Origin of the sequence: Virgibacillus byunsanensis, from assembly GCF_042675965.1 — a bacterium.
Lineage (GTDB): Bacteria > Bacillota > Bacilli > Bacillales > Amphibacillaceae > Virgibacillus_R > Virgibacillus_R byunsanensis.
Genome location: NZ_JBHTKJ010000033.1, coordinates 45375 through 66576, shown reverse-complemented (window position 1 = coordinate 66576; position 21202 = coordinate 45375). Strand labels below are relative to the sequence as shown.

General features: G+C 34.9%; 26 protein-coding genes. 1 reads left to right on the top strand and 25 read right to left on the bottom strand.

What is annotated here, in order from left to right; translation table 11 throughout:
• Positions 1-163: 163 nt before the first annotated feature.
• The 5 genes from ACFQ3N_RS12685 to ACFQ3N_RS12665 form a co-directional block, all read right to left on the bottom strand.
• Complete coding sequence (locus tag ACFQ3N_RS12685) at positions 164-694, bottom strand: spore maturation protein (RefSeq protein WP_390362899.1); 531 nt, start codon at positions 692-694, stop codon at positions 164-166.
• Between the two features lie 32 nt (positions 695-726).
• On the bottom strand, positions 727-1302 hold the full coding sequence (locus ACFQ3N_RS12680; protein WP_390362898.1) for a nucleoside recognition domain-containing protein: 576 nt from the start codon (positions 1300-1302) through the stop codon (positions 727-729).
• Position 1303: 1 nt separating this feature from the next.
• Positions 1304-2401, bottom strand: a complete 1098-nt coding sequence (locus ACFQ3N_RS12675; RefSeq protein ID WP_390362897.1) for a D-alanyl-D-alanine carboxypeptidase family protein — start codon at positions 2399-2401, stop codon at positions 1304-1306.
• Between the two features lie 313 nt (positions 2402-2714).
• The gene (gene scpB, locus ACFQ3N_RS12670) at positions 2715-3317 is read right to left on the bottom strand and encodes an SMC-Scp complex subunit ScpB (RefSeq protein WP_390362896.1); all 603 of its coding nucleotides are present in this window, start codon (positions 3315-3317) and stop codon (positions 2715-2717) included.
• A 3-nt stretch (positions 3318-3320) separates the two neighbouring features.
• Positions 3321-4055, bottom strand: coding sequence for a segregation/condensation protein A (locus ACFQ3N_RS12665; protein ID WP_390362895.1), 735 nt, complete (start codon positions 4053-4055; stop codon positions 3321-3323).
• A gap of 167 nt (positions 4056-4222) precedes the next feature.
• On the opposite strand from ACFQ3N_RS12665, the gene ACFQ3N_RS12660 reads away from it, so the two are divergent.
• Positions 4223-4309 (top strand): YjcZ family sporulation protein, encoded by an 87-nt coding sequence (locus ACFQ3N_RS12660; protein WP_390362901.1) that lies wholly within the window; start codon positions 4223-4225, stop codon positions 4307-4309.
• An 83-nt stretch (positions 4310-4392) separates the two neighbouring features.
• On the opposite strand, the gene ACFQ3N_RS12655 is transcribed toward ACFQ3N_RS12660, so the two are convergent.
• The 20 genes from ACFQ3N_RS12655 to ACFQ3N_RS12560 all read right to left on the bottom strand — a co-directional run bounded on the left by ACFQ3N_RS12655 (position 4393) and on the right by ACFQ3N_RS12560 (position 21100).
• Complete coding sequence (locus ACFQ3N_RS12655) at positions 4393-4764, bottom strand: GNAT family N-acetyltransferase (protein ID WP_390362894.1); 372 nt, start codon at positions 4762-4764, stop codon at positions 4393-4395.
• Positions 4765-5015: 251 nt separating this feature from the next.
• Positions 5016-5465 carry a M50 family metallopeptidase gene (locus tag ACFQ3N_RS12650; RefSeq protein WP_390362893.1) on the bottom strand — a complete coding sequence of 150 codons (450 nt, stop codon included), beginning with the start codon at positions 5463-5465 and terminating at the stop codon, positions 5016-5018.
• Positions 5466-5497: 32 nt separating this feature from the next.
• Complete coding sequence (locus ACFQ3N_RS12645) at positions 5498-5935, bottom strand: peptidylprolyl isomerase (RefSeq protein ID WP_390362892.1); 438 nt, start codon at positions 5933-5935, stop codon at positions 5498-5500.
• A 69-nt stretch (positions 5936-6004) separates the two neighbouring features.
• Entirely contained in the window at positions 6005-7312 is a 1308-nt protein-coding gene (gene lysA, locus ACFQ3N_RS12640; protein ID WP_390362891.1) for a diaminopimelate decarboxylase, read from the bottom strand.
• 181 nt (positions 7313-7493) lie between these two features.
• Complete coding sequence (locus ACFQ3N_RS12635) at positions 7494-8972, bottom strand: spore germination protein (protein WP_390362890.1); 1479 nt, start codon at positions 8970-8972, stop codon at positions 7494-7496.
• Positions 8973-9045: 73 nt separating this feature from the next.
• Positions 9046-9474 carry a stage V sporulation protein AB gene (locus ACFQ3N_RS12630; protein ID WP_390362889.1) on the bottom strand — a complete coding sequence of 143 codons (429 nt, stop codon included), beginning with the start codon at positions 9472-9474 and terminating at the stop codon, positions 9046-9048.
• On the bottom strand, positions 9452-10069 hold the full coding sequence (locus ACFQ3N_RS12625; RefSeq protein ID WP_390362888.1) for a stage V sporulation protein AA: 618 nt from the start codon (positions 10067-10069) through the stop codon (positions 9452-9454). The genes ACFQ3N_RS12630 and ACFQ3N_RS12625 overlap by 23 nt, the downstream gene beginning before the upstream one ends.
• Positions 10070-10168: 99 nt before the next feature.
• Positions 10169-10927, bottom strand: coding sequence for an RNA polymerase sporulation sigma factor SigF (gene sigF / locus ACFQ3N_RS12620; RefSeq protein ID WP_390362887.1), 759 nt, complete (start codon positions 10925-10927; stop codon positions 10169-10171).
• An 8-nt stretch (positions 10928-10935) separates the two neighbouring features.
• Positions 10936-11376, bottom strand: a complete 441-nt coding sequence (gene spoIIAB, locus ACFQ3N_RS12615) for an anti-sigma F factor (protein ID WP_390362886.1) — start codon at positions 11374-11376, stop codon at positions 10936-10938.
• Positions 11373-11726 carry an anti-sigma F factor antagonist gene (spoIIAA, locus tag ACFQ3N_RS12610; RefSeq protein ID WP_390362885.1) on the bottom strand — a complete coding sequence of 118 codons (354 nt, stop codon included), beginning with the start codon at positions 11724-11726 and terminating at the stop codon, positions 11373-11375. Before spoIIAA ends, spoIIAB begins: the two co-directional genes overlap by 4 nt.
• Before the next feature lie 106 nt (positions 11727-11832).
• Entirely contained in the window at positions 11833-13017 is a 1185-nt protein-coding gene (locus ACFQ3N_RS12605; RefSeq protein WP_390362884.1) for a D-alanyl-D-alanine carboxypeptidase family protein, read from the bottom strand.
• Positions 13018-13231: 214 nt separating this feature from the next.
• Positions 13232-14536: a pyrimidine-nucleoside phosphorylase gene (locus ACFQ3N_RS12600; RefSeq protein ID WP_390362883.1), complete on the bottom strand. Its 1305-nt coding sequence runs from the start codon at positions 14534-14536 to the stop codon at positions 13232-13234.
• Positions 14537-14557: 21 nt separating this feature from the next.
• Positions 14558-15379 (bottom strand): purine-nucleoside phosphorylase, encoded by an 822-nt coding sequence (locus tag ACFQ3N_RS12595; RefSeq protein WP_390362882.1) that lies wholly within the window; start codon positions 15377-15379, stop codon positions 14558-14560.
• A 14-nt stretch (positions 15380-15393) separates the two neighbouring features.
• Positions 15394-16572: a phosphopentomutase gene (gene deoB, locus ACFQ3N_RS12590; RefSeq protein WP_390362881.1), complete on the bottom strand. Its 1179-nt coding sequence runs from the start codon at positions 16570-16572 to the stop codon at positions 15394-15396.
• A gap of 97 nt (positions 16573-16669) precedes the next feature.
• Positions 16670-17563 carry a site-specific tyrosine recombinase XerD gene (gene xerD / locus ACFQ3N_RS12585; protein ID WP_390362880.1) on the bottom strand — a complete coding sequence of 298 codons (894 nt, stop codon included), beginning with the start codon at positions 17561-17563 and terminating at the stop codon, positions 16670-16672.
• 4 nt (positions 17564-17567) lie between these two features.
• Positions 17568-17774, bottom strand: a complete 207-nt coding sequence (locus tag ACFQ3N_RS12580; RefSeq protein ID WP_390362879.1) for a DUF4227 family protein — start codon at positions 17772-17774, stop codon at positions 17568-17570.
• A gap of 278 nt (positions 17775-18052) precedes the next feature.
• Complete coding sequence (gene fur / locus ACFQ3N_RS12575) at positions 18053-18508, bottom strand: ferric iron uptake transcriptional regulator (RefSeq protein ID WP_390362878.1); 456 nt, start codon at positions 18506-18508, stop codon at positions 18053-18055.
• 134 nt (positions 18509-18642) lie between these two features.
• Positions 18643-19281: a stage II sporulation protein M gene (spoIIM, locus tag ACFQ3N_RS12570; RefSeq protein WP_390362877.1), complete on the bottom strand. Its 639-nt coding sequence runs from the start codon at positions 19279-19281 to the stop codon at positions 18643-18645.
• A gap of 100 nt (positions 19282-19381) precedes the next feature.
• Positions 19382-20551 (bottom strand): endonuclease Q family protein, encoded by a 1170-nt coding sequence (locus ACFQ3N_RS12565; protein WP_390362876.1) that lies wholly within the window; start codon positions 20549-20551, stop codon positions 19382-19384.
• 3 nt (positions 20552-20554) lie between these two features.
• A complete protein-coding gene (locus ACFQ3N_RS12560; protein ID WP_390362875.1) occupies positions 20555-21100 on the bottom strand; it encodes an NUDIX hydrolase in 546 nt (181 codons plus the stop codon).
• Between the last annotated feature and the right edge of the window lie 102 nt (positions 21101-21202).

The following is a 21202-nucleotide window of genomic DNA, read 5'->3' as shown; positions in this document are numbered from 1 at the left end:
GATCCCAGACGGCGGCAATAGCACGCGTTCTTAGAAATAAGCCTAAAGTTACGTCGCAGTTTATATCAACTATGAAGATAAAATAGCAACAATTCGTGAGAAAACAGCTTTATTAAACATCATAATAGTAGCGCTAACTATATGTTAACGCTACTTTAACAATTTATCCAAATATAAGAGTTACTATTACTATCGAAGCAATTATACCAATTAAATCAGCTAAGAGTCCAACTTTTAATGCATTTCCCATTTTCTTTATCCCGACTGCCCCGAAATATACGGTTATTATATACAACGTTGTATCTGTACTCCCTTGCATAGTTGATGCAAGTCTTCCAATAAATGAGTCGGGTCCATGGGAGTCAATTAGCTCTGTAGTCATCCCTAATGCCGCTGTTCCTGATATCGGTCTCACCAATGCTAATGGAATGATATCTGGTGGAATTCCAAAGAAAACTAGGAGTGGGGATATCAGATCAATAAAAGCTTCTAATGCCCCGGAACTTCTTAAGATGGTGATCGCTACAATCATCCCTACTAAAAAAGGAAGTAAAGTAAATGCCATCTTGACACCTTCTTTTCCTCCTTCTACAAATAGTTCATATGAGGGTACTCGCTTCCATGTTGCCAGAATAAGGACTAGTAATATAAAACAAGGTATTAACCATGTGCTTATTAACGTAATAACACCCACTTTTTATCCCCCCATAAATCCGTGTAAGAATATTACTTGGCCAAGGAATGAAAGATCCGATCAATTGTAATCGCACTTATTGTAGATATCAGTGTTGCAATAATCGTTGTTCCAACAATTTCTGTCGGTGATACAGAATTGTATTGCATTCTAATGGCAATAACCGTCGTAGGAATAATGGTTAAACTCGATGTATTTATTGCTAAAAAAGTAATCATAGATCTCGAAGCAGAATCACTGCCACTTAATTGTTTCATTTGTTCCATCGCTTTTATTCCCATAGGTGTTGCGGCATTACCCAGACCAAATATGTTGGCAGTTATATTCGATAAAATATAACCAATTGCTGGATGGTCTTTAGGTATGTCTGGAAACAACCTAAGCACGATTGGCCTGAACAATTTTGTTAAAGCTTTCAAAATTCCAGCCTCTTCTGCTACTTTCATAATACCTAACCAGAAGACTAAGATACTTATTAGCCCAATTGATAACGTAACTGCCTCATTTGCACTTTCAAAAATTGCTTTATTCACTTGATCCATCGTTCCATTAAACATAGCATAGAAAATACCAATACCAGCCATACATGCCCAGATGATATTAACCATATTATTCCACCCTTATGATCTGCTTGTACAAGTTTATAACTTCCGAGAAAAAGCTCACTTTAGGTGATGGTTTTTTTGTACTGAATATGGTCGTATCGGTTATTGCTTTAGGACCGATGTAAAATACGGTCTTTCCAATTACATCATCACTATCAATTGACTCCTTATATAAGAACGACTTTTTATTTAATTGTTGTACTTCTCCTTCATGTAACGGGAATAGTAGCTCATTATGAAAATATCCCGTTACGTTCTGTTCCGTATCACCTAGTTTATAACGGTTCTTCTCTTCATCCGTTAATTTTTGCATATCATATGTATCATATGCCCATTCGTACAAATTGATATGGTCATTCCAATCATCAGATGCATTAAGTGTCACTGCAATTAAATCCATATCGTTTTTATGTGCAGCTGTTACTAATGTTCTTCCAGCTCTTCTAGTAAAGCCTGTCTTACCACCGATGCAGTATTTATATAATGAAGTTAACAATCTATTTTTATTTTGCCATGCATATGCTCTATCATCTGATTTAAAAGAAGTTGTTCCTGTTATCTTTTTAAATAAATCATTTTCCATAGCGTATTGCATGAGTAATCCCATATCATATGCTGTTGAGTAATGATCATCTGAATGAAGACCATGAGGGTTTGTGAAATTAGTATTTGTCATACCAAGCCAACGGGCTTTCTCATTCATCAAATAGATAAAGCCTTCTACACTCCCACCTATATGTTCACTGATTGCAACCGCAGAATCATTACCAGACCGAAGCATTAGCCCATATACAAGGTCTTCTACCTTCATTTTCTCCCCTTGTTCTAAATAGATAGATGACCCTTCTGTATATACTGCTCGTTTGCTAACAGTAGCAGTTTCATTCATTTTCCCAGATTCAATAGCGACAATTGCCGTCATTATCTTGGTTATGCTTGCAACTGGTTGTTGTTCGTGTGCTTTCTTTTCGAACAATACCCTTCCAGTAGTTTGTTCTATTAATATAGCATTATTAGCTGACACTCCGGGGTCTGCCTGTCCAATTGTTGGATTGACCAAAGTGGTTATTAATAATAATAGAATGCATATTACATACCGCATAGTAGATATCCTCCCGCAGTTGTTGTTTTTATATAATATGCTTGTTAGAAATCGATATGAATAAAACTAAGGTATGTTTGTACAAATTTCTGTTATGTCCTTAAAAACACAAACAAAAGTTCGAAGCGCCCTTACAAGCTAAGTTCGCTACGTCCTTGAAAAAGAAAAGCACTTTTTCTGCATACGATGCGTTTTCAGAGAAGCATTCCTGATCCTGTGGCGCCATAGCTGAAAGTGGCTTACAGAGTCAATAATTTATTCACAATTTCCTGGACAACAAAAAAACCTTGCACAAATTTCATTTATGCAAGATTTAACCATTGTTTTTAGTTTTTTCATCGATTTGATTCGTAAACCTCTCGAAGAATAGATCAGCTTCTTGCTCCATCTCTTCATCAGCTGTGTCTTCTGGTAAAGGAGGTAGTTCCTCAAGTGATGTTAGACCGAAAAATGTTAAAAAGTCCTTGTTTGTACCAAATAATATCGGCCTTCCCACTCCCTCTTTCCTACCTACCTCTTCAATAAGTGACCTTGCTAATAGTGTTTGTACCGGTCTATCACTTTTCACACCTCTAATTTCTTCGATTTCGGTTCTCGTAATTGGTTGTTGATATGCAATGATAGCCAAGGTTTCTAATGCAGCTTGAGACATTTTTGATGCGTTAGGGCTTTCCATTAATTTCTTAAAATAATGACTATGCTCGGGCTTTGTTGTCAAATAATAAATCTTCTGAGAATGCATAATCATAACACCTCGATCTGTATGGTCATAATCATACTTTAATTCTTCTAATACGTGCTCTACTGTTGTTTCAGTTATATCAAGTATCTTAGTTAATTGCTTCATAGTAATGCCCTCATCACCACTCGCAAATAATAGTCCCTCAACGACAGCTTTTAAATCAGTAATCTCCACGTTTTAATCCTCCAGGTAAAATACAAATAATGAATCTAAGTGCTTCTCTTGTTTACAATAAACGTTATTATCTTTCATCAATTCTAAAATGGCCATAAAAGTAACTACAATATGTTCTCTTGTCTGATACAGAAACAATTTATCAAAAGAAATTCCCTGCTTCGATTGTTTTACTAATGTCAATACTTCACTCATGCGTTGTTTAATAGGTATTTCTGCACGTTTTATTCGAGTATCTAATGGCTCATTCCATTTCTTGCGCTCCATCATTTTACCTATAGCTCCAAGCATATCGTAGATTGATATGTCACCTTTAACAACAGGTTGTTTAGTAATAAAATCATCAAAAACAACAGGAGGCCTGGTGAAAATTTGATTAGCTTCTTCTTCTCTTTCCTTCAGTTTTTCGGCAGCTTCTTTGTATTTCCGATATTCAATCAGACGCTTCATTAACTCTTCTCTGGGGTCTTCCATATATTCTTCTGTTTCATCGTCTATTTCTTGTTTAGGTAATAACATGTTACTTTTTAATGCTAACAAACTTGCTGCCATAACAAGATATTCACTTGCAACATTCAACTCCAATTGCTGCATGGTATGTATATATTGCATATATTGCTCTGTTATTTTGGCTACCGGAATATCGTATATATCAATCTCGTATTGATTGATCAAATGAAGAAGTAAATCAAGCGGACCCTCAAACGAATCTAACTTAACCTGATATGCTTGACTCATAGATTTTCTCCTTACCTAATAGTATAAAATGCGTGCAAAAGTAAAAATAATCGCTAAGTTGTCATAACCGCCCATACATCATGACAGATATTATCATAAGTTATTACGTAAGATAAATGTTACCAAAAAAACATTTATTCGTTAAGAGGAAAAGGAGGAATTTTATTATGAGTGGTTATGGTTATGGCGGCGGATTCGCATTAATCGTTGTGCTGTTCATTCTTCTCATTATCGTCGGTGCTGCATGGTTTTAAAATAATGAAGTAAGTAATGCGATTATAAAACGTTTCATTACCTTCTATAAAAGCCAGCTCTATTTAATGGAGCTGGCTTTTGCTTATTTATCATCAACTTTTGTTTCAACTGAATCACACTTACTAAAAAACTGTTCTGTTTTATCATCAGCGCATAATGCGTACTTATCTTCAAATAGACGTTTAACCTGATTCACCATTTTCTTTCCAATTCCCATGTTACGGTGTGAAGGATTTACAGAAATATGTTGAATTACAGCATTTATATCGTCTTCTGTTCTGACGCCAATCGCACCTAATACATCTTCTTCTTTCCATAAGAAAAGATGCCAATTTGAATTTGATTCATATTCTTTTATCGTTTCCTGCAATTTTTTTACCTCTTTTTCTTCTGGCATAAAAGATAGTAATCCCATTGCAATCTTCTCTAAATTCTTCTTATAACGAATTAACATAGATACCCCTCATTACGAATATAACTTACCGATAAGGAAAGCAAAAACACATCCCACATCATTAATCGAAATACAGTTGTTAAAATTTTAGCAGTTCGTATATATATTTATGCATTATACGAATGCTTTTGTCAAATTCACATCATTACTTAGATCAAAAAAGGGAACTTTTATATCATCATTAACAACATTATAATAAATCATACTATTATACTATTATTTACTTATTCTAAAAAAATAAAAAGTGTGTGTTATTTCTTCAGTATTCTTTTAAAAACAGTATAACCGTCTGATTGTTTCCCATTAAATTGAAAAGGGATCATGTTAACAAGTGCTAACCATAAATTAAACAAAATAAGTAATTGTATATAACTATTTGGAAATAAATTATATACGTAAAAAAATAGCAGGGAAAAGAGGCCATTACTAATTGGCCCACATATAGAAATCCAAATCAATTCATGATTTTTATAGGGGTTACCTCGTTCACTATATGAATGACCGCCTATAAAATAAATAGGATGAATCGCAACATCTAAATATTTACATGAATAATGGAATAATTTTTTTCCTGTACCTATGGATAATATAACATGATTTGCGCTTAGTATTCTAGCGCCTAGCGCGTGACCTAATTCATGTACGATTGAACCGATTGGAGCTACAATCAAAATAAGATAAAGCAATAATAAAATATCCATACTTCACTTCCTTGAAAGTTTCACCAATACTATTATTCAGAGAATACCTTCATTTCTTTCATTACGTCGCCATTCTCCATGTCTTTAGCATATTCCATACCCGATGTTACCTGCCCAAATACGGTATGTACACCATTCAAGTGTGGTTGTGAATCGTGTACAATGAAAAATTGACAGCTTCCTGTATCTTTCCCAGCATGAGCCATTGATAATGATCCTTCCACATGTTTATGTGGGTTTCCTTCTGTTTCACATTTAATAGTATATCCCGCTGAACCAGTACCATTTCCAACAGGACATCCACCTTGACTCACAAAACCATCGATAACACGGTGAAAGGTTAATCCATCATAGAAATTTTCATTTGCAAGTTTTTCAAAGTTTTCAACCGTATTAGGTGCTTCATTTTCATATAGGTCAAACTCAATTTTATTTCCATTTTCCATTACTATATATCCTTTTTTAGCCATATTAACATCCCCTTTGATAAATTCTTCAAATCAATGTTTATCTTATCACTTTATTCCTGCAAAGGAAAGTTACTCATATGATAGATCATTTTTGACAACATCTTGAAACGTTTCTCGTTGAACGACTTGCTTGTCCACTCCATCTTCTACAAATACAACAGCTGCTTTTGGAAAACGATTATAATGACTGGACATAGAATATCCATATGCACCCGTTGAAAAGACTGCCAGTATATCGCCGCTTTCAATTTTTGGGACAGGCAAATCCCATATAAGCATATCACCGGATTCGCAACATTTACCTGCAATAGACACTTCATTGGTGGTAGGTTGATTCACTTTATTAGCTACCACCCCTTCATATTTGGCTTGATACAATGCAGGTCTTAAATTATCAGTGAGTCCACCATCAACAGAAATATATTCTCGAACCCCTGGGATTTTTTTAATAGAACCAATTGTATATAACGTTATTCCTGCATTTCCAGCTATAGCCCTTCCTGGTTCAATCCAAATTTCTGGCATCTGAATATTTACATCCTCTACATGTTGTTTGACATTACTTACTAATGCCTCCACATATTTGTTGTATGGTAACGGCTTATCTTCAGAGGTATAACGTATACCAAACCCACCACCTAAATTTAAAATATCTGGAACAAAACCATAATCATTTTTCCATTCTTTGAGTTTTTTAAATAGCAAATCAGTTGCACTTACAAACCGATCCGTTTCAAATATCTGTGAGCCTATATGACAATGAAGTCCTTTAAAACGAATGTAGTCATGGTTGTATAACAATTTAAAGGCTTCATCTGCTTGTCCGTTATGCAAGTTAAAGCCAAATTTAGAATCCTCATTACCAGTCATAATATACTGGTGAGTCTTTGATATAATTCCAGGAGTAACACGCATAAGAATATCAATTTCCTTATTATGTTCCTGCAATAATTTTTCAATCATTTGTATCTCATAAAAGTTATCAACAACAATACAACCTATATTATTTTCAATAGCCATTGTAAGCTCATGAAAACTTTTATTATTTCCATGTAAATGAATTTTTTCTACAGGGAATTCTGCCTGTAACGCTGTAAAAAGCTCCCCTTCAGAAACAACGTCTAGTGATAAACCTTCCTGTTTAACAACCTGCAGCATAGCAATGGAAGAAAAAGCTTTACTTGCATAAGCAACTTGTGCATTTACACCTAATTCTCTGAATGTATTTACAAACGCTCGACAATTTTCCCGAATAATCGATACATCATAAACATATAATGGAGTTCCGTATTTCTGTGCTAAATCTATTGTATCCAAGCCACCTATTTCTAGATTACCTTTATCATTAACATTAAATGGGTGATGATCTATTATCATATATAAACTCCTCCGTATACTTTCAAGCTAGTGCTGATCAGAAAACTTGTCTTATCGCCAAGCCTTACTGGTGAAAGCCTTAGTTGCACTTACGTAGATGAATTCTGCTACCCTTGATTTTTAAAATAATTAAAAACACTTTATCATATTGAAGCAGAAAACAAAAGAGAATTTATACAATCTATTTTTTAATTGGTTGACGGTAGTTATTCTTGGGATGAACAATACTTGGTCGACTATTTGATAAAGGAACTGGTATACGAAATATAATTTGCAGCATTGCTTTTGCATTAAAAGGTAACAACGGCCATAAATATGGTGTTCTTAGTGACTTTAGACTAACTAAAAATAGAACCCATACTAAAAATCCTATTAAAAAACCAATAACACCAAAAAATGCCGTTGTGAGAATTAGCAATAGGCGCATAACTTTATTAGCAACACTTAACTCATAACTAGGTGTTACATACGTACCAATAGCGCTAATAGCTACATACAATATTACCTCTGGACTTAACATTCCTACATCAATTGCAATTTGTCCGATTAATACCGCAGCAATAAGACCCATTGCAGTAGAAAGAGGAGTTGGTGTATGTATGGCAGCCATTCGCAAAAATTCAAGACCTATATCTGCAAGTATAATCTGAACGACAATTGGAATATTCCCTTCTTCATTAGGTCCGATAAAAGATAGTTGTTTCGGTAACAAGGAAGGTTCCATCACAAACAATAGCCACAATGGAAGTAAAAATAGAGAAGCTAATATGGCTAAGAACCTTACCCATCTGATAAACGTACCAATAGAAGGTGCTTGTCGAAATTCCTCAGCATGCTGTACATGGTGAAAAAAAGTAGTCGGTAAAATGATCACACTTGGTGATGTATCAACCATAATTAACACATGACCTTCTAATAAATGTTGAGATGCAACATCTGGCCTTTCCGTATACCTCACTAATGGATAAGGATTCCATCCGCGATCGATAATGAATTCTTCTACCGCTTTATCGGTCATCGAAATACCATCAATATCAATAGAACTAAGTCTTTTGCGTATTAATTCAATTAATCCAGTATCTGCTATATCCTGGATGTAGCATATGCATATATCTGTTTTTGATCGTTCGCCCACTTTTAACATTTCGTGACGCAAACGAGCGTCACGTATTCTTCTTCTAGTTAAAGCCGTATTTTCAATAATATTTTCGGTAAATCCATCTCTTGAACCACGGACTACACGTTCTGTATCGGGTTCTTCTGGGGTTCTCCCGGGATAATTTCGCGTATCAACAACAAATGCTCTCTTTTCTCCGTTTATAAATACTACGATTAATCCTGACAACATTTGGTCAACCGCTTCATCCAGTGAATCGATAGGATCTACTTGCTGGTGTACTAATCGGTTTTCTATAACTTCTGGAACCTTCTTATAGTTACTTTCATTATCATTTATTTCTACCAGCTTTTTAATGATCTCTAACACAATAGATGTATCACATAAGCCAGTTAAATAATAGAGATGAACTTTCTTTTTAAGAACAATAATCTCTCGAAAGCCTAAATCAAATGAAACACCAACTCCAACACGTTCTTTCATGTAGACTTCGTTTTCTTTAATGTTTGCAAAGATTTTTTGTTTTCCTTTTTCTTGTTTCATATCTCGATTCACCTCTACTATTTTGATCCTGTTTCTAAAAAGCCACTATCAAAGAATGATGGATTTCCATTTTTTAATAAACAAAAATTGTCCATTGAAATAGAGAACCCGCTATCTTCCCGAATACAATTGCCATGAGCAACCATAGTAGTTGTTCATCAATTCCAATCCTTTTAGATAGAATTGGAAAGACATTCAATACTTCCGTTAACGCAGCAGCTAACATGCCATTAAAAATACCATGTAGTACACCCCAAAGAACCAATAGAACTACCGGTTGATTCCACGTTACGTTTGCAAATGAGATAAACGTTCCAAATAACGCCCCACAAATTACACACGCTGCATAAATTTTTATTAAACGCTCTGTTTTACTTAATTGAATCAACCTAGGGATAATTCCCAATACTGTCAAAAAGGCTACAAAACCAGCACCTACAGCTAGACCACCCGCCAACCCAATAATAACCTCAATTGCATTAATAATTAGGTTTATTATCATTTAATTCGTTTTCATAGTGGGTAACATATTGATCTAGATTTTGCTGATAGTTAAATATCTCTACTTCTAGCGGGCTTGGTTCTTCGTTAAATCTCTTTTTAAACCAATGGTTGAAGAATAATAGCATACCAATTCCGAGTCCAAAGGAATATGGTACCTGAATCCACAATGGATACCTATTTTGTTCTCCAGTAAGTATGTAATGTAATTTTTGCTGAACTTCTTGCATGCTAACGTCATAATGGAAATTCATGATTGTCATTGCCATTCCAATAAACAAGAGAAGCCAAACAAAGGATACAAGAAGTATAGAAGGCTTTTTCTTTGTCTTTTTTATCCTTATAATGGTGTTGGTTGGGCCCACTAATTGAACTTCTAAATTAGGATAAATATTATTTAGATGATCAATTACAATAAAGCTGTCAATAATAACTATATCTCGATCTTTTTTTGAGATACGATAAATCGCAGTGTCTTCTACCTTCTCTTTATGGAAAGATGTGGTTGAAATAAATGCAATATCCTTAAGTTTTATAGGTTGGATATATGTTAATTCCACATTTTTTTTCATTCGAATATACACTAGGTTAGACATGTGGATATCATCCTTTTCACTGTTTGTTATGTAGTATTGCTCAATTACTGCTTTTTTATTGAAAATCAAAAGAAAAAAAATCATCACATAAAGTGATGATTAGGTTTGATCCATTTTTGTCTTCATTTCTTGTAATATCTTTTTCTCTAATCTGGATACTTGCACTTGTGATATGCCAAGCCTTTCTGCTACCTCTGATTGCGTTTTATCTTTATAATATCGTAAATAAACGATTAAACGTTCACGTTCATTTAAATCCCTAATCGCTTCTTGTAAAGTGATCTTTTCAAACCACCTCGTATCCTGATCAGCTATTTGATCTAATAATGTAATAGGATCACCGTCATTTTCAAATACTGTCTCATGAATAGAGTGAGGAGACTTTGCTGCTTCCTCCGCGTGAACGACTTCTTCTGGTAATATATCAAGTGATTCCGCAATTTCATTTACTGTTGGAGATCTACCAAGTTCTTTTGTTAATTCGTCCTTTTTCTTTCGTATTTTGTTGCCGATTTCCTTTAATGACCGACTTACTTTCAAACTTCCGTCATCACGGATGAACCGCTGTATCTCACCAATGATCATCGGTACGGCATACGTAGAAAAACGGACATCATACGAGAGATCAAATTTATCTATCGATTTAATTAACCCAATACTACCAATCTGAAATAAATCATCAGGATCATATCCTCGATTAATAAAACGTTGAACAACAGACCAAACTAGACGCATATTTTTTTCTACTAATAGATCTCTTGCGTCTTTATCACCATTTTGACTCTTTAATATATAATCTTTTACCTGCTCATCAGTTAAGGGCTCTTTCCGGTTTTGGTTCTTAACGTTAACGTCCATAGACATCTCTACTTACTAACCGTTTTATTTTTAACTAATAACTTTTTCATACGAACGGTCGTTCCCTCGTCTGAATTAGAGATAACCTCAACTGAATCCATAAAGTTTTCAATTATGGTAAAGCCCATACCGGATCTTTCTAATTCTGGTTTAGATGTATAGAGTGGCTGTCTAGCCTCTTCCACATTATCGATTCCAATACCATCATCTTTTATTATTATTTCAATATCTCCGTGTTCGATGACACAACTTATTTCCACATAATGATCTGGTTCATTGTTGTAGCCATGTATAATTGCATTGGTAACAGCCTCTGACACAACTGTCTTGATTTCTGTTAGCTCATCCATTGTCGGATCTAATTGTGAAACAAAGGCTCCTACGGTAACTCTAGCAAAAGATTCATTTGCACTTACACTTGAAAATTCAACGACCATTTCATTCCTCATGAAGCCACCCCCAACGAAAATAATGCATAGTGTTCGTCCTTCTCTAACCGCACAATTTTAAACAACCCTGACATTTCAAACAAGCGCTCTATTGGAGGTGAAACGGAACATACCACCATTTCCCCTCCTAATTGTAATACTTCTTTATATCTTCCTAAAACTACACCAAGTCCAGAACTGTCCATAAATGTTACTGATTCAAGATTTAAAATAACATGTTTTACAGAATTTTTATACATCGTATCCTTCCAAATTTTTCGTAACCCTTCAGCTTCATGATGATCTAATTCCCCCGACAACCGAACGATTAAGACGTCTTCTTTTACATCAAATATAGTAGTCAGACCCATTACTTTTCCTCCTCACATTACATGGTAAGTTTTAAATTTCTCTATTAAGGGGGCCAATTCCTGCTTCTTGACAAAAGAAGAAGTAATTCGTCTAAATTAGAGCAAATTAACGGTTTTTCACCATTTCCTGCACGCTCCGTTTAAACAGTGTCAGAAATGATGCAGGTTGCACATCGTGACTTACAATTAAAGGTGTATTCGAAACAATTTTGTCATCTGCTTTCACTGTAAGCATTCCTACCTGTTCCCCTTTAGTCATTGGAAATGTCATATTTTCTGCCAATTCTACTGAGGTAGTAATGTTCTCTGGTGGTTCCCCTTTTTTATGGACCGTACTTATAGACTCAGAAGCCACAATATCAATATTTTTTTGTTCTGCTTTTAGTACTTGCAAATCCGTTATTGTTTGACCTTTTTCATATAATTTCTTTGTATCAAAATGATTGAATGCATAGTCTAGCATGCCAGATACAGTTGCATTTCGTTTCTTTGTAGTTTCTGCTCCCATCACAACAGCTATCACACGCATATCATTTTTCTTCGCGGTAGCAGTAAGACAATATTTTGCTTCATTCGTAAACCCTGTCTTCAGACCATCAACACCTGGATAAAACCTTACCAATTTATTTGTATTCACTAACCAAAATTCATTTTCTTTTCCTTTTCTTAAATAATCTTCATATTTCGATGTATAATTTGTTATAGTTTCGTATTTTAATAATTCTTTAGCCATGACAGCCATATCGTAAGACGTACTATAATGATCATCTGCCGGTAAACCTGTTGTATTTTTAAATACAGTGTTTTCTAAGTTTAATTCCTTTACCCTATTATTCATCATTTTGACAAATGCTTCTTCACTACCTGCAATTCTTTCGGCTAAAGCGACACTTGCATCGTTCCCAGAGGCAATGGCCACCCCTTTTAAAAGATCCTCCACAGTCATTTCTTCACCAGCTTCTAAAAAGATTTGTGATCCTCCCATAGAAGCAGCCCGCTCACTTACACGAATAATTTCATCCATTTTTAATTTACCTTCTTCTAATGCTTCCATAATTAATAATAGTGTCATAACTTTTGTCATACTCGCAGGAGGAAGCTTTTCATGTGCATTTTTATCGTACAACAACTTTCCTGTATCTCGTTCCATTAAAATAGCTGATTTAGCATCTGGTGCAAGATTTAATTCTTGATTTGAATCATCTGTATTTTCCTCCTCACCAAATACGGGAACAGCTGTAACTAAAAGTAAAGAAAAAATAATGCTAGTCATTACAATATTCTTTTTCATAGTTTATACCTCCACCAATCAATATAATTTTATCGTTGCCACAATTGTTTTATTTTATACTGTTATTTGGATAACATTGGTAAGATATTTTAAGTGGAGACAAAAGAAAAAGCACACCTATTTTATGTGTGCCTTTATTATAAAATTATAAAATTATAAATTAGGAGCCTATGGATAATTTATTAACTGCTTAAGCCACTTCCGGCTTCTATCTTTATTCAGTTATTGTGTCATAGATTAATGGGGGAGCCTTTTCACTTTTATCAGTAACTGTAATACTTGTATACAATTTTTCTTTTACTTGGTCCACTGTTTTTTGATTTGAATGAATGGTTAAAAGAGCTTCACCTTCTTGCACTTGGTCACCAATTTTTTTATGAAGAACAATACCAACTGCTAAATCGATTTCCGATTCTTTCGTGGCTCTGCCTGCTCCAAGCATCATTGCTGCAGTACCAATATCATCGGCAACTATTTCTGCAACTGTACCAGATGACTTAGCTGGCAATTCAATTTTATAAGAAGTTTTTGGAAGAAGCTCTGGGTTATCAGCTACGCTTGGGTCCCCGCCTTGTGATTCAAGAAAAGTTTTAAACTGTTCAAATGCTTTACCATTCGTTAAGTTTTCAGTTAATAACTGTTTGGCTTCTTCAATACTTTTTGCTTTATTAGCTAGTAAAACCATTTGACTTCCTAGTGTTAAGCATAAATCTGTTAAATCCTTTGGTCCATTTCCCTGAAGTGTATGAATAGCTTCTTCTACTTCTAATGCATTACCGATTGCATTACCAAGCGGTTGACTCATATCAGAAATAACCGCCATTGTATTCCTCCCTACACGATTACCAATAGAAACCATGGCATGTGCAAGTTCTTTTGCTTCATCAAGATTTTTCATGAAAGCACCTGCACCCGTTTTAACATCTAATACAATCGCATCTGCTCCAGAAGCAATTTTTTTACTCATAATCGAGCTTGCAATCAAAGGGATGGAGTTTACAGTAGCAGTAACATCACGGAGACTGTATAATTTCTTATCAGCTGGTGTTAGGTTGCCAGATTGACCGATAACTGCAACTTTATTCCTGTTTACTAGTTCAATAAATTGATCATTTGTAATTTCAACATGAAAACCAGGGACTGCTTCTAATTTATCAATAGTACCACCTGTATGTCCAAGTCCACGTCCGCTCATTTTAGCAACTGGTACACCCACTGATGCTACAAGTGGTGCCAAAATAAGCGTAGTAGTATCACCCACTCCACCTGTTGAATGTTTATCGACTTTTATGCCGGATATCGCAGAAAGATCAATTTCGTCACCAGATTCGACCATTGCTGTTGTTAAAACAGCCCGTTCTTTTTCTGACATATCCTGGAAGTATATTGCCATTAATAAAGCACTTACTTGATAATCTGGTATCTCCCCAGTTGTATAACCATTAATAAAAAAACGAATCTCCTCTTCAGATAGATCCTGGCCATCTCTTTTCTTTTCGATAATATCGTACATTCTCATATAAAAATCACCTTTACATAATTATTTTGGTAATGTGTGAATTATTTTCTTAATAAATTTCAAAAAGTCCTCTTTTACTTTTTCTGTCGTCTCCATAACTTCATCATGTGTCAATGGTTGGTCAAGGATTCCTGCTGCCATATTAGATATACAGGATATACCTAATACTCGAAGACCCGCGTGTCTAGCAACTGTTACCTCAGGAACGGTTGACATCCCGACAGCATCGCCACCTAATGTACGAAGCATGTTGATCTCTGCAGGTGTTTCATATACTGGACCAGTATTTCCAACATACACTCCTTTTTGTACTGCTAAGCCAAGTTCCTCGGCACAGTCTGCGGCATGTTGAATATACGCTTTATCATATACTTGTGACATATCTGGAAAACGCACACCTAAATCCTCATCATTAGGACCTAATAAAGGATTATCTCCCATGTTATTAATATGATCAGTAATTAACATTAAATCACCAGGATTATAACTTTTATTGATCCCTCCAGCAGCATTCGTCACAATAATGGAGTCGATTCCTAGCTGCTTCATTACACGAACCGGAAACGTTACTTGTTGCATCGTGTAACCTTCATAATAATGAAAGCGTCCTTGCATCGCGATAACCTGTTTTCCCTCTAATGTTCCTACTACAAGCTGGCCTTTATGACCTGAAACAGTTGACTCTGGAAAATGGGGAATGTCTTTGTAAGATATCGTAACAGGATTTTCAATGCTTTCTGCCAGCACACCTAGTCCTGAGCCTAGAATTAATCCTATTGTAGGTGTGGAACTCAGTTTCGCTTGAATAGTAGAGCTTGCTTCTAAAATTTCGTTTTTTTGCATCTTTTCCATCCCCTTTATTCTATTTCTTTTAAAAAGCTAGTTCCGTGTTCCGGTAACTTTATATTGAAGTTTTCAGCAATGGTTGCACCAATATCAGCAAAAGTATCTCTTAGCGTAAGTTCTCTGCCTTCGTTTACTATTGTATGGTATGCAAGTAACGGAACGTACTCTCTAGTATGGTCTGTTCCATGATGAACAGGATCATTTCCATGATCAGCGGTAATGAGTAGTAAATCTTCATCTGTTAGTCGATTCAAAACTTCCGGAAGTCTTACATCAAAAGCTTCTAAGGCTTTGCCATATCCTAAAGGATCACGTCGATGACCATATTTAGCATCAAAATCAACCAGGTTTAAAAAGCTTATACCATTAAAATCCTTCTCTACAGTTTCTACTAGTTTGGACATCCCGTCTTCATTATCAACTGTCCGGATAGACTCTGTAACGCCTTCCCCATCATAAATGTCTGAGATTTTGCCTAGTGCTATTACATCATAACCCGCACCTTTAAGTTCATTCATAACTGTTCTACCAAATGGTTTTAATGCATAATCATGACGATTTGCTGTGCGTTGAAAAGCACCTGGCTTCCCTACGAATGGTCTGGCAATTATCCGTCCAACCATATATTTTTCATCTAATGTTAATTCACGCGCGATTTCACATATTCGATATTGTTCTTCAATTGGAATAATTTCTTCGTGGGCTGCTATTTGTAATACAGAATCTGCAGATGTGTATACAATTAATGACCCCGAGTCCATATGCTCTTGACCTAATTCATCTAAGATCTCTGTACCTGATGCCGGTTTATTACCAATTACTTTTCGACCTGTTTTTTCTTCTAGGTCTTTCACTAAATCTGGTGGAAATCCTTCTGGGAATGTACGGAAAGGTTGTTGAATATTCAATCCCATAATCTCCCAATGTCCTGTCATGGTATCCTTACCATTAGAGGCTTCTTGCATCTTTGTGTAATGAGCCATCGGAGATGAAGCTTTTTTGATTCCTTTAATTTCACGTATATTACTTAACCCTAACTTCCCCATATTAGGCATATCAAGTCCGTCCATGTGATCTGCAATATGGCCAAGCGTGTCTGCACCTTTATCATTAAATTTTTCAGCGTCTGGAGATTCTCCGATCCCTACTGAATCCATAACGACCAAAAATACACGTTTGAAATTTTTCATAATTAAAACCTCCTATAATTATATTCCCAATTTCCTCTTTTAATATGTTGATTTTGATTCTATTGTTGTAGGATGTCAGACGACATAACGGACAAAATTATGCCCTAGGGTGGTAAGACTTATAAATATCTTTTAGTCTAGCTTTTGTTACATGTGTATAAATTTGTGTTGTGGATATGTCAGAATGGCCAAGCATTTCCTGAACCGAGCGTAAATCGGCGCCATTTTCTAACAAATGTGTAGCAAAAGAATGCCTCAATGTGTGTGGTGTTATTGTTTTCTTTATATTAGCATTTGATGCAACTTGCTTAAGTATTTTCCAAAAACCCTGTCTAGACAACGGTCTACCATGCTGATTAACAAATAAAACGTTTTGATCATCCTTACGCTTTATTAATTGCGATCTTGCTTGTTCTAAGTAATCTTCCACAGATTTTTTTGCAACATTACCTAACGGCACAATTCTTTCTTTGGATCCCTTCCCTAGACAACGAACAAACCCCATAGTTAAATGAAGATCACTTACTTTTAATGTGATCAACTCTGTAACACGGAGCCCTGTAGCATATAATAATTCAAGCATTGCTTTGTTTCGAATGTGAAGAGGCGTACTACCTTGGTTGACAAGTAGTGCTTCAACTTCTGCCAAGGACAAAATATCTGGAAGTTTTCTTTCTTTCCTCGGCGTTTCAATATGTAAACTAGCATCAAGATTCACGAACTTCTCCCTTATTAGAAACTGGTGAAATGCACGAATGGTAGAGACAGCACGTGTCATCGTGGACTGAGATTTCCCGTCATCCTTAAGCTGCTGTAAAAACCCAATGATATCATTTCTAGTGACATTGTCCCAATTTGATTTAAGCATTACCTTATTTATATATAGTAAGTACTGATTTAAATCTCTTTTATAGGATTTTAATGTGTTATCCGATAAACCTCTCTCAACTTGTAAATAATGAAAAAAATCATCATAAGCATGTTGCAGCATACACTTACTCCCCTAATCGAAAAAATAAATTCAATCGATCTATGAAACGTTGATCTGTGTTAAAAACCTTAATAGACTGTCCTTCTGGTGGATCATAACGATGATATTGTTCGTACTCAGTATGCATAACGCGTAATCCGAAATAAAACAAAAATGTACATGCTACAAAAATAACGAAAATCTTTACGGTATCCCATATCATCCTTTTCATTTTGTTTGTCTCCTCTTTTTAATATCTAGTACTATTAAAAGATATGCCAAAAAAGGAATACAATATACATGTAACTATGAAACTGTTGATTAAAATCAAATTCACTTCGCATTATCACTGTTCTGATAGGTTAAAATGAAATGAATTAATACGAAGATACCCTACTTCACAAAGTAACCTATTTCCAATGAATTGTAAATAATAAGGATACATTTCATATTCATTTCACAAAAATAAAAGCCTTTCTTCATTAACGAAAAAAGGCGGAGCGGTTACTTCTATGTTGTTTTAGCAACTACTTTTTGACATTGCTTACAGATACCATGAAATGTCAAACGGTGATCCTTTACTTGAAAGTTCCAATCGTTTTCAACAATTTTTTCAACATCTTCTAATAAATCATCTTCAATTTCTTCAACAGACCCACATTCAATACATACAAGATGATGATGAAAATGCTCTGCGCCTTCTTTACGAAGATCGTAGCGGGAGACACCATCACCAAAATTAATTTTATCAACAATTTTGAGCTCAGATAATAATTCTAATGTTCGGTATACCGTTGCAAGACCTATTTCAGGTGCTTTTTCTTTTACAAGTAAGTACACTTCCTCCGCACTCAGATGATCCTCTTCACGCTCCAACAATACCCTGACCGTTGCTTCTCTTTGTGGAGTCAGCTTATAGCTCTGTGCATGGAGCTGCTTTTTAATACGATCAATTCGATGTTCCATAGCTAGTATCCTCCCTCTTAACCCCATCTTTATTATATGCACAGTTGAAAAGCGTGTCAAAGTATAATTATTATTATTTATAAACAATAATTATTGTTAATTAATAAAAAGTGTTTGATTGAACTTTTGCAGATTTAGTAAAGTGATTTAATGACAGCTTCCATAGCTTCATTTGCAACAAATGCTTCTAATAGAGCGGCGATAAACGCTGTAGCTAATAACAATGAAAACATGGTGACATATCTTCCAAATGGTTGAAATACCGGTCGTGATACTCTGCGACTAAATAATTTATTTAACAACGTTAACGAAAAGATCATGGATAGACTACCAGCGGTAATATAGATTGGTATGATCAGAAAATTTTGCGGTGCGATTGATAATGAAGCTAAAAGAAGACCTTTTAATCCTAACTGATTTACAATAAAACCAACTGAAAAGCCTACTACCAAACCTTTTAAAAATAATAATATCCATACGATTGGCAATCCAATGACTGATAACCCTAATACAAATAGTAATAACAAATATTTAACGTGATATAAAAAGCTACTTTTTAATATATCAGTACTTGCAATTTGCTGCTGATTTGAGATTTGTCCAAAAAAGCGTTCTAAATAAAAAAATAGATCCTGCTTTTGGACAAAGTTCATACTGTTTACAATAATTGCGCCAAAAATAACACCAGTTAAAAACAAAATAACCATAAATAAGTATATTGCTGCATTTTCCTTTAGATGATTTAATACTAGAGTTCTTCTTTTTCTATACATCGGAATCCTCCATTCAAGAGACGTTTGCCTATAGTTAAAACTATGAAGAATTCCGATTAAAAATACCAATTAATAGTTGAAATCTTTTAATATTATTAATTTAAGATGACGTTATACTACCGTACCGCCCTCCACCACCTGCCTTGATTGATTGTTTTCCTTCTCTCATTTGTATAATAGAATTAGCTAGTTTGTCTGGAACTATTTCTCTTAATTCTTTCAATGTAGCATGATGGATTACATTCATTTCTGTTCCAAAACGATTTAACAGTTTTTTAAATGTTTTTGGACCAAGTGATGGTAGATATTCCAAAGGCACCTGATATAAATATGGTGGACGTTCTCTGCCTTTCGCTCTTGCATCTGCTAATTCTTGAATTCGGTCAAATACACCTTTTATTATTTTTTTAGATCCACACGCTGAACACTTTTCTACTTCTTTTGATAGAGTTTCCAAACAATCATTACAAACCGTTGTATGGTATTTTCCGAGTTGTGGATTCATACCATAATTCTGTACTATCTTCCTCCCCTCTATACCATGAAGTGCCCATTGAAACTCCTTAAATGATGGCTCTTTCATATAAATATCCTGATACTCACGTGCAATTTTTGCTAGAGAATGTGCATCCGAGTTTGAAACATACGTATAATCATGTAATTCTATAATTTGATCCGCCATAGCAGTATCCGAACTTAGTCCGAGTTCAATTGCATCAATTAAATCTGGATCAAACACTTCCTTTAGTGATTTATGTACCCCTTTTCCATACATACTTTTAAAAGGAGTAAACACATGTGCTGGAATGAAAATACCTTCTAATTCTTTCACTTTAAATTGTAGTTCTTTTGCCGTTCCATAATATCGTTGTGAACTAAGCGTAATATTTTTCATTTTTGTGGTTAGCCATTCTGAAAATAGTTCCATTTTTCTAAGGGTAGGAAAATAGCAAAGAACATGTATCGGGCCTTGACATAGTTCATCATATATTTCTATTTCAGATCCTAATAGTAAGGTTACTTTTTCAAAACGAATACCACCTTCAAGTAGTTCTTCCGCCTTTCCTGCTTTTATTAAGTCTTTTATTTCTTGTTGTACTGCAGGGGCATGACTATCTATAACACCTACCATATGAATTCCTTTATTCCTGCTTGCTTCCTTTAAAATATTTGTCAGTGTTAAACTTTTCGCACCAGTTATTTTCACAGGTTTGTTGTACATATCTCGTCCAATATGGATGTGCATATCGGCAAAATAGGATTGTAGCATTATCTACTTCCTCCCTAGCATTTCTAAATACAAGACAGCATAATTCGTTTTCGCATCATGTATTCGCTGTTCTTCTACATATTGTTTCGCTTGATCTAACGTTAATTCTAAAATTTCCACAAATTCATCGTCATCCCCTTCTAGCGGATTTTCTAATTGCTCCAACTGACTTGTCTTATAAATATACATATGCTCATCAGCAAATCCTGGAGAAGTGTAAAAGGATGTAACAAACTCTAAGTTTCTTGTGGTATAACCCGTTTCCTCTTCTAATTCACGTACAGCTGTTACTTCAGGACTTTCCCCCTTTTCCAATTTTCCAGCAGGTATTTCTACGATAGATTTCTCTAACGGTTTTCGATATTGCTCTACAAATACAATTTTATTATCTTTAGTAATCGCTATAATAGCGACGGCACCAGGGTGTTTAATTAACTCCCGTTTAGAAGTTTTACCGTTTGGAAGTGTAACGTCATCCACTTGAAGTTTGATGACTTTTCCATCATAAATATTTTTAGTTTTTATTGTTTTTTCCTCAAATTTTTTCATATAAGATCACCTTTATAAATTATATATTTCTTTTATTTTAGCATAACGTTGTGAATCAGTTGTATTATATAAAAGCTATTTCTACAATAGAGAAAAGGATTT

What these genes read in the sequence shown, in the direction of transcription:
- ACFQ3N_RS12605 (WP_390362884.1), bottom strand. Translation starts at nt 13,017, where the DNA reads ATGAAAAAGAATATTGTAATGACTAGCATTATTTTTTCTTTACTTTTA.
- ACFQ3N_RS12660 (WP_390362901.1), top strand. Translation starts at nt 4,223, where the DNA reads ATGAGTGGTTATGGTTATGGCGGCGGATTCGCATTAATCGTTGTGCTG.
- ACFQ3N_RS12665 (WP_390362895.1), bottom strand. Translation starts at nt 4,055, where the DNA reads ATGAGTCAAGCATATCAGGTTAAGTTAGATTCGTTTGAGGGTCCGCTT.
- ACFQ3N_RS12595 (WP_390362882.1), bottom strand. Translation starts at nt 15,379, where the DNA reads ATGCAAAAAAACGAAATTTTAGAAGCAAGCTCTACTATTCAAGCGAAA.
- ACFQ3N_RS12565 (WP_390362876.1), bottom strand. Translation starts at nt 20,551, where the DNA reads ATGCTACAATCCTATTTTGCCGATATGCACATCCATATTGGACGAGAT.
- ACFQ3N_RS12650 (WP_390362893.1), bottom strand. Translation starts at nt 5,465, where the DNA reads ATGGATATTTTATTATTGCTTTATCTTATTTTGATTGTAGCTCCAATC.
- spoIIM (WP_390362877.1), bottom strand. Translation starts at nt 19,281, where the DNA reads ATGTATAGAAAAAGAAGAACTCTAGTATTAAATCATCTAAAGGAAAAT.
- ACFQ3N_RS12680 (WP_390362898.1), bottom strand. Translation starts at nt 1,302, where the DNA reads ATGGTTAATATCATCTGGGCATGTATGGCTGGTATTGGTATTTTCTAT.
- ACFQ3N_RS12645 (WP_390362892.1), bottom strand. Translation starts at nt 5,935, where the DNA reads ATGGCTAAAAAAGGATATATAGTAATGGAAAATGGAAATAAAATTGAG.
- sigF (WP_390362887.1), bottom strand. Translation starts at nt 10,927, where the DNA reads ATGGACGTTAACGTTAAGAACCAAAACCGGAAAGAGCCCTTAACTGAT.
- ACFQ3N_RS12675 (WP_390362897.1), bottom strand. Translation starts at nt 2,401, where the DNA reads ATGCGGTATGTAATATGCATTCTATTATTATTAATAACCACTTTGGTC.
- ACFQ3N_RS12630 (WP_390362889.1), bottom strand. Translation starts at nt 9,474, where the DNA reads ATGATAATAAACCTAATTATTAATGCAATTGAGGTTATTATTGGGTTG.
- ACFQ3N_RS12600 (WP_390362883.1), bottom strand. Translation starts at nt 14,536, where the DNA reads ATGAGAATGTACGATATTATCGAAAAGAAAAGAGATGGCCAGGATCTA.
- spoIIAB (WP_390362886.1), bottom strand. Translation starts at nt 11,376, where the DNA reads ATGAGGAATGAAATGGTCGTTGAATTTTCAAGTGTAAGTGCAAATGAA.
- ACFQ3N_RS12580 (WP_390362879.1), bottom strand. Translation starts at nt 17,774, where the DNA reads ATGAAAAGGATGATATGGGATACCGTAAAGATTTTCGTTATTTTTGTA.
- ACFQ3N_RS12655 (WP_390362894.1), bottom strand. Translation starts at nt 4,764, where the DNA reads ATGTTAATTCGTTATAAGAAGAATTTAGAGAAGATTGCAATGGGATTA.
- ACFQ3N_RS12625 (WP_390362888.1), bottom strand. Translation starts at nt 10,069, where the DNA reads ATGTCTAACCTAGTGTATATTCGAATGAAAAAAAATGTGGAATTAACA.
- xerD (WP_390362880.1), bottom strand. Translation starts at nt 17,563, where the DNA reads ATGCTGCAACATGCTTATGATGATTTTTTTCATTATTTACAAGTTGAG.
- ACFQ3N_RS12560 (WP_390362875.1), bottom strand. Translation starts at nt 21,100, where the DNA reads ATGAAAAAATTTGAGGAAAAAACAATAAAAACTAAAAATATTTATGAT.
- spoIIAA (WP_390362885.1), bottom strand. Translation starts at nt 11,726, where the DNA reads ATGGGTCTGACTACTATATTTGATGTAAAAGAAGACGTCTTAATCGTT.
- lysA (WP_390362891.1), bottom strand. Translation starts at nt 7,312, where the DNA reads ATGATAATAGATCATCACCCATTTAATGTTAATGATAAAGGTAATCTA.
- fur (WP_390362878.1), bottom strand. Translation starts at nt 18,508, where the DNA reads ATGGAACATCGAATTGATCGTATTAAAAAGCAGCTCCATGCACAGAGC.
- deoB (WP_390362881.1), bottom strand. Translation starts at nt 16,572, where the DNA reads ATGAAAAATTTCAAACGTGTATTTTTGGTCGTTATGGATTCAGTAGGG.
- ACFQ3N_RS12635 (WP_390362890.1), bottom strand. Translation starts at nt 8,972, where the DNA reads ATGAAACAAGAAAAAGGAAAACAAAAAATCTTTGCAAACATTAAAGAA.